Annotated in this window: 7 protein-coding genes; 3 read left to right on the plus strand and 4 right to left on the minus strand. The window is 39.5% G+C overall.

All coding sequences use genetic code 11. The annotated features are described in order from the left end of the window. Positions 1-19: 19 nt before the first annotated feature. Positions 20-1,387: an aldehyde dehydrogenase gene (locus QUE35_RS13370; RefSeq protein WP_022599797.1), complete on the minus strand. Its 1,368-nt coding sequence runs from the start codon at positions 1,385-1,387 to the stop codon at positions 20-22. 295 nt (positions 1,388-1,682) lie between these two features. Here QUE35_RS13370 and QUE35_RS13375 point away from each other — a divergent pair, with 295 nt between their 5' ends. From QUE35_RS13375 to QUE35_RS13385, 3 genes are read left to right on the plus strand one after another with little or no spacing between them, the layout of a single operon-like run. Beyond that, positions 1,683-3,128, plus strand: a complete 1,446-nt coding sequence (locus QUE35_RS13375) for an efflux transporter outer membrane subunit (RefSeq protein WP_052330510.1) — start codon at positions 1,683-1,685, stop codon at positions 3,126-3,128. An 11-nt stretch (positions 3,129-3,139) separates the two neighbouring features. Then, a complete protein-coding gene (locus tag QUE35_RS13380; protein ID WP_022599802.1) occupies positions 3,140-4,273 on the plus strand; it encodes an efflux RND transporter periplasmic adaptor subunit in 1,134 nt (377 codons plus the stop codon). A gap of 30 nt (positions 4,274-4,303) precedes the next feature. Beyond that, a complete protein-coding gene (locus QUE35_RS13385; protein WP_122329740.1) occupies positions 4,304-7,453 on the plus strand; it encodes an efflux RND transporter permease subunit in 3,150 nt (1,049 codons plus the stop codon). A 53-nt stretch (positions 7,454-7,506) separates the two neighbouring features. Here QUE35_RS13385 and QUE35_RS13390 read toward each other — a convergent pair whose 3' ends face one another. The 3 genes from QUE35_RS13390 to QUE35_RS13400 all read right to left on the minus strand — a co-directional run bounded on the left by QUE35_RS13390 (position 7,507) and on the right by QUE35_RS13400 (position 12,569). Next, positions 7,507-8,199 (minus strand): hypothetical protein, encoded by a 693-nt coding sequence (locus tag QUE35_RS13390; RefSeq protein WP_022599808.1) that lies wholly within the window; start codon positions 8,197-8,199, stop codon positions 7,507-7,509. 141 nt (positions 8,200-8,340) lie between these two features. Next, positions 8,341-10,500, minus strand: coding sequence for a S46 family peptidase (locus QUE35_RS13395; RefSeq protein ID WP_044261360.1), 2,160 nt, complete (start codon positions 10,498-10,500; stop codon positions 8,341-8,343). Then, positions 10,497-12,569, minus strand: a complete 2,073-nt coding sequence (locus QUE35_RS13400; protein WP_022599812.1) for a TonB-dependent receptor domain-containing protein — start codon at positions 12,567-12,569, stop codon at positions 10,497-10,499. Before QUE35_RS13400 ends, QUE35_RS13395 begins: the two co-directional genes overlap by 4 nt. Positions 12,570-12,585 lie beyond the last annotated feature (16 nt).

The raw sequence follows: 12,585 nt of genomic DNA on the forward strand, positions 1-12,585 counted from the left end.
TGTAAGATAAATTAAAAGTTTATTTCATAAAACGTTTCAATATTGATAATTTCCCTGCGTATGGAGCGAATTTTATTCCCGGATTGATGTGCGTTGTAGTAGAAAGAACTGATTTTGTATGGCTGAATGTATAAAAACTGTCAATACCGTGATAACGCCCTATTCCGCTATGGCCTACGCCTCCGAATGGCAAGTCGGGATTGGCGAGGTGAGTTACTACGTCATTTATACAGACTCCTCCTGATGAGGTTTTTTCTAATATTTCTCGTATGTTTTTCTTGTTTTTTCCGAAATAATACAAAGCCAAAGGTTTTTCCTGACTATTGATATAATCAATAACCGTTTCCCGTTCATTGAATGTCATAACGGGAAGAATCGGTCCGAAAATCTCTTCATTCATGATTCTGTTTTCGGGAGTAATTCCCGAAATGACGGTCGGAGCGATATACAAATCTTTTTCATCGTATTTCCCTCCGGCTTCTATTTTGCCTTGCTTTAGCAGCAACATCAGGTTGTAAAATCGTCCCGAGTGTATAATACGGGGATAATCCGGACTTTTTTGGGGATCTTTTCCGTATTGGCGGATAATTTCATCTTTTAATTTGAGAATCAAATCATTTTTAATATCCTGATGTACGAAAATATAATCGGGGGCGACACAAGTCTGTCCGCAATTTAGAAACTTTCCCCAGACGATCCGTCTGGCAGCAATGTCGATATTAGCGTCTTTATCGATGATACACGGACTTTTCCCCCCTAATTCGAGTGTGACAGGTGTCAGATGTTTGGATGCGGCCTCCATAACCCGTTTTCCGTATTCTACACCTCCGGTGTAAAATATATAGTCATATCGTTGTTGTAGTAAAAGATCGGTTTCTCTATTGTCGGCTTCTATCAATATTACATGGCACGGATCGAAAGCTTCTTTAATGATTTTTTTACTGACAGCAGTAGTGTGCGGAGAGGCGGGAGATGGTTTTAATATGACGCAATTTCCTGCTGCCACAGCTCCGATTAATGGTGCGAATAACAGTTGGAATGGATAATTCCATGGAGATAGTATCAATGAAATGCCGTAAGGCTCATATTGGATATGACTTTTTGATCCGAAAAGAAATAATGGTGTTTTTACTCTTTTCGGAGAAGACCAGTTTTTTAGTTTTTTTAGTGTCCGGTTAAGTTCTGTCAAAACAAAACCTGTCTCAGTAATATAACTTTCGAATTTCGATTTTTTCAGGTCATCCCAAAGAGCCTTTTCTATATCCGGTTCATACTTTTCTATAGCTTTTTTTAACTGTATAAGGGCTGCTTTTCTAAAAGATATCGGTTTGGTTATCTGACTATTGAAGTATGCCCGTTGAGCATTTATATGATCTGAAATATTCATTCTGTTTTCTAAGCAGTAATTATATTGTTGCGGGTGTCAAAGGTAATCATTTTTTGTACAATTGTTCACGATTCTACAGCCCTTTTCAGCAAACAAATAATAAAATAGTTTGTTATATCCCTAAAAGCTTGTCTAAATTTTGTCCGGGTCAGATTTGGACGTTTTTTTCGAAGATGATGGCTGGTTCTCTGACGAATGAAGGAGGGAAAAAAGGCTGGAAGAAAACACAAAAATGACCAGATAATATTTTTTATAGGGAAATTCAGACAATCCATAAAAACCTGAAAAGAGAAAAATGGCAAAGAGAAATCTTATTTTATCGTTGGTATGTGTGGTTTTATCGGGTATGTTGACGTATGCCTATGGCCAAAATAAGCGGGATGCAGGGCAAAAATATTTGACTCGTCCCTTACCGCAGGCTTGGGAGGCCGATACATTGTTTTTACAGCAACAGCCGATAGAGGGAAAATGGTGGTCGGAGTTACAAGATTCTCAATTGGATTCGATTATCGGGTTAGCGTTGCAGAATAACCAAGATCTGCTTGCTGCTGCCGATCGCATACGGACGGCCCATGCGACATTGAGAATACAGCAAGGATATTATTATCCGAATTTGAATTTTTCGGCCGGTTGGACAAAGTTGCAGAACAGCAGGCAGATGAATAAGGAGTTTATCGATTCTCCTACTATGAATCAGCGATATGCTTCCGGTGAATTATCTACAAGTTGGGAATTGGATGTGTTCGGTTCTATTCGGAGCAGAGTGAAATCCAGCAAAGAACAGTTTCGGGCTACACAAGAAGAATATAATGCCGTTTTGGTCTCTTTGACAGCAGAAGTTGCAACAGCTTATGCCGAATTGAGAACTTTACAGCAGGAGTTGCTGGTCGCTCAGAAAAATATGGCTTCGCAGCAGGCAATCTTGCATATTACCGAAGTGCGTTATAATACCGGGCTTGCCTCTCAGTTGGATGTATCTCAAGCTAAATCGGTTTATTACAGTACAAAGGCATCTATTCCGTCGATCGAAGCCGGTATTCGGCAACAAATAAATGCATTAGCTGTTTTGTCCGGATTATATCCTTCCGATTTGTATACGGCGTTAAAAGATCCTCGTCCGATTCCGGATTATATGAAAATTGTCAGTATAGGTATTCCTGTCAATTTATTGCGGCAACGACCTGATATTCGTAGTGCCGAACGGTCTGTTGCGGCAGCGGCAGCTTCGGTAGGTGCAGCCAAGTCTGATTATTTCCCAAAATTTTATTTGAAAGGAAGTATCGGTTTTGCAGCGAGAGATATGGACAAATTTTTTGATCATAACAGTTTGACTTATCAAATTGCTCCGACTTTATCATGGACTCTTTTTCAAGGTCGTCAACTGACTCAAGCAACTAAAGAAGCAAAAGCTGTTTTGGATGAAAATATCCGGCAATATAACCAGACGGTTTTGGGAGCGGTTCAAGAAGTAGATAATGCCATGTCGTCATATACCAATGCTGTTAAACAAGTTGTCGCACTGCGTGAGTTGGTGGTACAAGGAGAGGTCACCCTTAAACTTTCTTTGGATTTGTATAAACGGGGATTAGCGACTTTTCAAAATGTGTTGGATGCTCAGCGCTCTTTGTTGAGTTATCAAAATTCTTTGGTTTCGGCACAAGGGGGGACTCTCTCTTCTCTTATAGAACTGTATCGTGCTGTCGGGGGAGGTTGGCAAATAGATCAGAATAAAAACGAATAATAATAAATCCCATGACGAAAAATATTTTAAAAAACAGACTTTTTCTTTTTGCAGGAGTAGGATTTGTTCTCTTTTCTTGTACATCTAAAAAAACGGAACAAAGAATGTCTGTTCCGGAAATCTCTGTTGCATACCCGGTTGTGAGGCCGGTTATATTACATAAAACATATCCCGGTTATTTATCTTCGGTGAATACTGTGGATCTGATGGCACGGGTGAACGGTTATTTGCAAAGCACTCCGTTTACGGCCGGTTCGTTAGTCAAAAAAGGTCAATTGTTATTTGTAATTGAACCTACGTTATATGAGGATGCTGTAAAAAGGGCTGAAGCCGGGCTGAAAAATGCACAGGCAAGTCTCGATTATGCAGAGAATAATTATGTCCGTATGAAAGAAGCTTCTCGGAGCGATGCTATCAGCGAAATAGATTTGATTAAATCTGCAACTCAATTAATTAGTGCAAAATCGAACGTGAAAGACGCTGAGGCGCAACTTGAAACTGCAAAAACAAATTTAGGATATTGTTATGTACGCGCGCCTTTCTCCGGTCATATATCGAAGTCGATATATAGTGTCGGCAGTTATATCAGCGGAGAAGGTCAGGCGGCTAAATTGGCGACTATTTATCAGGACGATAAAATGAATGCCTATTTTAATATCGAAGATAATCAGTATTTACAAATGCTTGCTTCTACTGATAAGAAAGGTGTTGAAGAACGTTTACCCGGAGAAGTGGAAATTCTTTTTCAATCGCCTTTATCCCGTCCCTATATGGGAAAATTGAATTATCTGTCTCCGAATATCGATCTCTCGACGGGAACATTGAGTATTCGTGCCGAAATTGAGAATCCTGATAATGAATTGAAGGATGGTTTATATGTGAATATCCGTTTACCGTACGGCAAACAAGATAGTGCCGTTTTAGTAAAAGATGCTTCTATCGGTACCGACCAATTGGGTAAATATCTTTATGTGGTTAATGATTCTAACCGGGTGTCTTATCGGCATATTGAAACGGGAGAATTGTTTTCTGATACTCTCAGACTTGTAAAATCCGGATTGCAGCCGAAAGACCGTTATGTGACGAAAGCTCTGTTGAAAGTACGGGAAGGAATGGAGATAAAACCTGTATTAGAGAAAAATTAACCGGACTATATTGAATAAAAATACAAAGACATGATATCTAAATTCTTTATAAACAGACCGATTTTTGCTACTGTACTCGCCTTACTTATGGTATTGGCCGGTGTCGTGGCGCTTGAGTCGTTACCGGTTGCTCAGTTTCCCGATATAACACCTCCGACAGTACAAGTGTCGGCAGTATATCCCGGGGCAAGTGCCGAAACCGTTGCCCGTACGGTAGGTGCTCCGATAGAGGAACAAGTCAACGGAGTGGACGGCATGATTTATATGAGTTCTTCATCTTCCAGTTCGGGACAATATACATTGACGGTAACATTTGAGGTCGGCACGGATGTCGATATGGCTACTGTTTTGGTTCAGAATCGGGTAAATATAGCGCAAGGAAATCTTCCTGAAGCTGTGATACAACAGGGAATCGTTACAAAAAAACAATCTACGAATATCGTAATGTTCTTGTCTCTGCAATCTGATAACCCGATGTATGACGGGTTATATCTTTCAAATTATGCGAGCCTTAATTTGACCGACCAACTTTCCCGCTTGCCGGGAGTTGGGGCTGTAACTGTATTCGGAACAGGAAATTATAGTATGCGTGTATGGCTTGATCCGGAAATTATGCGTATCCGGAAATTGACTCCGGCAGATGTATATAGTGCTATACAGTCTCAAAATATGGAGGTCTCTGCCGGAACTGTTGGAGAACCACCTTTGGATAGGAAAGAAGCATTCCAGTTTACTTTGACGGCAAAGGGGCGTTTGACTACTCCTGACGAATTCGGAAATATCGTAATTAAAACTTTGCCGGACGGTAAATATTTGCGATTGAAGGATATTGCCCGTATCGATAGGGGAAGTGCATCTTATAGTGTGACTTCGACTCAAAATGGGAAGCAAGCTGCTGCAATTGCTATTTATCAATTACCCGGATCTAATTCTCTTAATGTTGCGAAAAATGTTAAGGCGAAAATGCAGGATTTGGAAAAATATTTACCGGAAGGGGTGCATTATGAGGTAGTATTGGATACTACCGAATTTGTGACGGCTTCTATTGACGAGGTGTTGGTTACTTTTGTCGAAACCACCTTGTTGGTCATGCTTGTCATATTGCTTTTCTTGCAAAGTTTCAGAGCCGTGATAATCCCTTCTCTGACTATTCCGGTTTCTCTTATTTGTACATTTGCTGTGATGCATCTGTTCGGTTTTTCGATAAATACGTTGACTCTTTTCGGCTTGGTATTGGCAATAGCCATAGTTGTGGACGATGCCATAGTCGTAGTTGAAAATTCGTCTCGTCTTCTCGATACCGGAAAATACACCAATAAAGAGGCGGTTACTCAAGCTATGGAAGAGATTACAGGCCCTGTGATCGGTGTGGTTTTGGTGTTGCTGGCGGTGTTTATACCTACGGCCTTTATTAGTGGTATCACAGGTGAACTTTATAAACAGTTTGCGTTAACGATTGCAACAGCTACGGTTTTTAGCGGAATTAATTCTTTGTCTTTGACGCCGGCTTTGTGCGCATTATTTTTAAAACCGACTAAAGACCCTAAATTTTTCTTGTATAAAGGATTCAATAAGGTATATGATAAAACTCTCGGAGCTTATGTAAAGGCTATTACCTATTTTCTTCGCAAGCCGGTAATTACGATGTCTCTTTTTCTCATTTTGTCTGTCGGGGCGCTTTGGTTGTTTTTACGTTGGCCTACATCATTTATTCCTCAGGAAGATCAAGGGTATTTTGTCGTATCCGTGCAGCTCCCGAATGCTGCAAACTTGCAACGTACAGAAGAGGTGTCCCGAAAAATCATGAAAATGCTCGATTCTTATCCTGAAGTTCGCACCTATTTGTGTATAAATGGTTTCTCGATGATGCAGGGAGCAAATGCGTCGAACGGTGCGACTTTTTTTGTCATGTTGAAAAATTGGGACGAACGTAAAGCTAAAGATGAGAGTGTATTTTCTGTTGTGAATCGACTAAATGCTCAAGCTGCATCTATTCAGGAGGCTGTTATTTTTGCAGTCAATCCTCCTGCAATATCGGGCATGGGAGTAAGCGGAGGTTTACAGTTTGAGCTGGAAGATAGAAATAGTTTGGGTACTACAGCATTACAGGATGCTGTTTCGGCACTGTTGGAACAAGCCGGAACAGAACCGGCGATAATGACTCTCAATTCTATGTTTCAGGGGAATACGCCTCAGTATTTTTTGAATATAGACAGAGATAAAGTTAAAATGCAAGGTTTGGTACTGAGTGATGTTTTTTCGACGCTTTCATATTATATGGGTTCGGCTTATGTCAATGATTTTGTTCAATTCGGGCGCATTTATCAGGTTAAGTTAGGAGCTGCCGCCGATAGCCGTACGGTGATAGGTGATGTCTTGAAACTGAGCGTTCGTAATCAGAACGGTGATATGGTACCTTTTTCAGCATTTACTACATTGGAAGAGCAATTGGGACTTAATCTGGTGAATAGATATAATATGTATTCTTCTGCGGCTATTACGGCTATAACTACACCCGGATTCAGTTCGCAGCAAGGAATTCAGGGGATGGAAAATTTAAGTAATCGGGTATTAGGGACTACGTTCGGTTATGATTGGACAGGAGAGGCGTATCAGGAAACTCAAGCAAGTTCTTCGGTTAGTCTAATTTTCGGACTGGCCATCTTGGTCGTTATTTTGGTTCTTGCAGCCCAATACGAGAGTTGGACGAGCCCTATTGCTGTGATACTCGGATTGCCGTTTGCCATATTGGGGGCGGTACTCGGTTGCATGTTATTGGGATTGTCTATCAGTATTTATAGTCAGATCGGGATTATTCTTTTAATTGCACTTTCAGCGAAAAATGCTATTTTAATTGTTGAGTTCGCTATCGATTATCGTAAAAAGGGCGAGTCGATTACCGAAGCGTCTATAGAAGCCGGACGAGTGCGATTACGCCCGATTTTGATGACTTCATTTGCTTTTATATTGGGAGTAATGCCCCTTATTTTTGCGACCGGAGCAGGAGCTTCGAGCCGTATATCATTGGGTACGGCAGTTGTTTTCGGTATGGCGGTGAATACTTTGTTGGGTACGTTATTTATTCCGAATTTTTATCATCTGATGCAGTCTATTCATGAAAAGTTTCAGAAGAAACGCGTTGTACAGGATAATGTACCGGAAGATGATGTAAAAGAATAAAATTTAATAATGGGGGCTTATAAATCGTTTGTAATGAAGTGTGTGTTATGGGTCTATTGGGCAGTGATTATTATTTCCTTGGTTTCTGAAGTTACGTAAAGAGGACTGTTTTCTTTAGGAATGGCACAGATCTCAAGAACGTAGTTATGCCCTATTTCTATGGTGCGCATTGGTATAAAAGATGACTCGGTAATAGGTCTACTTTCCCACTTTGGGTGTGTTTCTTGTTGTTTTTTAAATGTAACATAGTATTTTTCGGCATTGGGAACAGCATCCCACATTATTTTTATTTTATTTTCAGGTTGTTTTGAAATTGGGTCTATAATTTCAAAAATTTCGTGTTTGAAGTTAGTTGGTGTGGCAAGTAATGTTTTTTTTGTGAAGATAAAAGGATAATTAACTGTTGAAGAATTGTACCATTTTGAATTGGTCGGTGCTATAGCTTGAACAGTAATTGTATGCCATTGATCTTCGGTTATGGATGTATTTGTTAAATTGATGTAGTTCTTTGAAATGGTATAGTTTTCACGATCATTGATGGTACAATAATATTTTTCAGCATTAGGAACTGCATCCCATCGAATACATTTATTAGTATAATCGGTTGTGAAGTTAGAAGGTGCAGATAATGCCTCTTCTTCTATGTAGGTATTATTGTCATTCTTCGGATCGCATGAGGAGATTAATGTCGTTATACTCGCGATAGTTACAAATAAATGAAGCCGACAAAATTTGAAATGTGTCATAAAATTATTGAATGATATTAGACTTATGGGCAAATATAGTGAAAATAGTGAGATATTTTATTGTATTTGTATGAAATATTATATAATAAAGAAGGCCCAGAATGTGAATCCGAGCCTTCTTTATTATATATGGTTGCAATTTTATTTGACAATACTCATTTCATCGATGATATTTTTTGCTCCCGCAAACTTGTCTATGATGAATAGTATGTAACGGATGTCGACGCTTATTGTTCGTTGAAGAGCTTCTTCGAATACAATATCGCCGCTCATGGCTTCCCAGTTTCCGTCAAATGCCGTTCCGATAAGTTCTCCGTTAGCATTAAATACCGGACTACCCGAATTTCCGCCGGTAATATCGTTATTCGAGAGGAAGTTTACGGGCATTTCTCCATTCGGCATGGCATACTGACCGAAATCTTTGTTTTTGTAGAGTTCTTTTAGTTTTTCCGGAACTACAAATTCCCAGTTGTTCGGATCTTCTTTTTCCATAACTCCTTTCAACGTAGTATAGTAATGATAATCTATACCGTCTGACGGAGAATACGGCAGTACCTGTCCGTAGGTTGCTCGAATTGTAAAGTTTGCATCCGGATATGCCGGTTTACCGGGATTCATTTCGAGTAGGCCTTTGATATATGTTTGTTTGGCTAAAGCGAACTTCTCATTTATCGGTTTTAGTTCTTTACGTAGGTCTATCATTTTTTGAATGACAGATTGAGCGTATTGTATCATTAAATCCGATTTTAGGGCTTTGGCCGTCGGTTTTTTCATGAATTTATTGAAATTTTCATCGCCTCCGAAAATTGAAGTTTTAAAAGCTTCATCAACAAAGCGGTCGATGTTACCGTCGAATTTTTTATCGATAAGGGTGAAAATTTCGGGACGGTTTTCTTTCCCGACCTCTTTCATATATGCTTTCAGCATGACTTTCGATACTCTTTGGTCGACTTTGCGGTTATAATCTTTATTTGCAAATGCTTTGTAAGCTTTTTCAAGATCGGCCAATTCAGATTTGATGATAGAGTCGTTTTTATGCTCTAAAGCTTCGATCAGTTTTTTATTACGAGCAGGAACTCCGGAAAATTCCACTCCTTGATACAACGCTTCCAATAACATATAATATTGGTACTTGATATCATTCATTTGTAAGGTTGCGTCTCGCATATCGTTTAATGCTTGGATATATTCCGGATGGTTGTTGTCATTTGCCCATACTTTGAACCGAGCTTCGTCCAACTCTTTGTTTTCTATAACTTTCAGTTTATTGATCCCTCTGTTCATCCCGATAGAGTTTTTCCAATAGTTGCTCGAACGGGCATATTTGCTGGCATATTGGATTCTTACTTTCGGGTCGGCAAGCATTTCGTCTAACATCTCTTTTTGACGGATACCTCGCATATTGATGCGGACCGTATTATCTACATCACGACGTTGTTTTACTTCCCATGACGTATAATATCGGTTGGTCGACCCGGGAAATCCCATGATCATGGCAAAATCGTTTTCTTTGATCCCTTTCAGCGAAATATTGAAATATTTTTTCGGGTGCATGGGGATGTTATTTTCTGAGTATTCTGCCGGATTTCCCTGAGCATCGGTATAAACCCGGAAAAGAGAGAAGTCTCCGGTGTGACGCGGCCACATCCAGTTGTCCGTATCAGCTCCGAATTTCCCGATAGAAGAGGGGGGAGCACCAACGAAACGAATATCTTTATATACTTTCATTGTGAACATAAAGAATCGATTTCCTCCGAAAAACGGTTTTATGCTTATTTCTGTAAAAGGGTTTTCCGCCAAAAATTTCTCTCCGACTTTTTCTTTGGCTATTTTATCGAGAAATGCCGGATCGAAAGCTTTCAACGGATCTCCGGTTTTGCTGACTTCTTCTTGGATAAAATCGGTTACTTCTTCGATTTTATCGATAAAACGGACTTCGAGACCCGGAGTAGGGAGCTCGTCCTTTTTATCCATTGCCCAGAATCCGTTACTCAAATAATCGTGCTCTACCGAGCTATGTTGTTGAATAGCGCTGTATCCGCAATGGTGGTTGGTAAGGATTAATCCTTCTGGTGAGATAATTTCTCCGGTACATCCTCCTCCGAAGATAACGATAGCATCTTTCAGAGAAGTTCGTTCGGGATTATAGATGTCATCTACATCGAGTTTTAACCCTAATTTTTTCAGTTGTTCCGAATTTTGTTGTTTTAAAAACGGAAGTAACCACATCCCCTCGTCTGCTTTTACCGGCGACAAAATTGCCGCGAAAGCTAAGGGTAACAACATTCTTCTTAGTTTCATAATGTTAAGTTTAGCTTATTATTTTGTTTATTTATATTGAAATTCCATGCAAATCCTAACCATACGGTACGGTTATCACGACTTTTTTCAGTACGCTTATATAATGTCGGCGTATCGATTACGGTAATTTCTTTTACCGATCCGAACCAGTCGTTTATTTGTAGAGTTACTTCTCCTTTTCCGGACAATATGCTTTGCCTTATTCCTGTATCTATTCGGTAACGAGACTCTATTTTCCCTTGTACTGTTTGTAAATCGGATATGTAGTTACCGTTACATTGTAAAGTTGTGGTAGGAGTAAGCCTGAATGATACGATCCCATTGGTATTCCATGCCCAGTCGTTTCGTTTATTCCCTTTTTTGTCGGCCTGTATTTCATCATAATATACAGTTCCGTTTATGCGTATATCCATCCATTTTACCGGTGAAATATATATACCGAGCTCTGCTCCTGCCGATTGGCTGTGATATAGATTTTTATAAGTAACGACCATATCTTCTTGTGTAATTTGTGCTATGGTCTGTTTTTTATTTCTGTAAAATAATGTAGGTGTGAATGTAAAGGTTCGGTTCGTATAATGGTAGCTTAATGCTGTATTGTGGCTGATTTCCGGTTTTAGGTAGGGATTTCCCTGTATGGTTTCTTGAGGGTCGCTTTGATCGAGAAACGGGTTTAATTCAGAAAAAACAGGCCGGTTAATACGTTGCCGGTAAGAGAGTTGCCACGAGTGTCCGGAGCGTTGATTATTATAAGAAAGTTGGAATGCCGGAAATAAATTCCAATAATCTTGTTTTATCCGGTTGTTATCCTTTGCCAAATAAACCGATTGGTGAGTATATTCTCCTCTTATTCCTGCATATATAAACCATTTTTGCCACTGTTTTTCATATTGCAAAAAGAGAGAATGTATCTGGCGATTCAGATCCATATTAAAAGATGCTTCCTGAGCTTCGGCATAAAAGCCGTTATCATATATTTCTTTTTGGTTTGCATTCGTAGAAGTTGTAATCCATGTGTTATATCCGGTCTTGAATGTCCCGATTTTTCCTGCTAGACTCAATTCATATTCGTCATTTTTTTGGTCGATAAAGAATTTGTCTTGTATCAAGTTTGGTTTGGGGCGTAAAACATTGCGTTGATAGTCGTTGTTTTCATCGTATGTCGTATGTCGGTAATTGAAGTCTGTGAAAAAAGAAATTTGATCGTTGTGCGTATATTGGTAGAACGTTGCGGCACTATATTGGCGATTGGCCTGTTCGTTGTCACGGATTACTTTCATCTCTTTTTTTGTTTCGGTATTGTGAATATTTCCGATGCGGTCGAACCACATCTGTATAAAAGAGAAGTCAGCTTTGAAAGTGTGTTTATTTCGGTTCAACTCGCTTCCTAAAGAGCCTACGATTGTTTGAGGATGGGCTATTGCCGAATTATCTTGAATTTGCTCGTTTGTGACAATATTATTTTCGCGAGAAGTGATCGTATTCAGAAATGTACGTTTCCTATACTCGCGTTTGTAATCGATGCCGGCATTGAATTTCCAGTGTGGAGATAGCGGAGTTCCGAAATGAGCACCGGCCATATATCGGTCGCTATTGGCTGTTCCTAAATAGACTTGTCCTGAGGGTATGTTCTGTTGAGATTTTTTTAATATAAGATCGATTGTTCCCGTCGAACCTTCTGCTTGTTGGCTTACATCCGGAATATGGTTGACTTTGATTTCTCCGATGGCCGATGCTGGGAGTTGTATCATTATTTCGCTTCGGTAATTTCCTAAGAAAGAAGTAGGCTTTCCGTTAATGAGAAATGTGATTTTATCAGATCCCCGTAATCGGATATTTCCTTCCATATCGTTTTCCAATGAAGGGAAAAAAGACAGAATGTCGTTCAGTGAATTTCCATATTGAACAAGGCTGTCGGGCGATATGGAGATCGTGTTATTTTTGTTTCTTATTTGAGATACTGTTATTGTTTTCAGATGTTTTTGTGCGACGATAGAGTCTGTGCTGTTTGCTTGTATGAATAATGTATTGCAGAAAATTAAAAGTATAATCTGATAATAAATTTTCATTCTTATGAGGTGAATT

Origin of the sequence: Coprobacter fastidiosus (assembly GCF_030296935.1) — a bacterium.
GTDB lineage: Bacteria > Bacteroidota > Bacteroidia > Bacteroidales > Coprobacteraceae > Coprobacter > Coprobacter fastidiosus.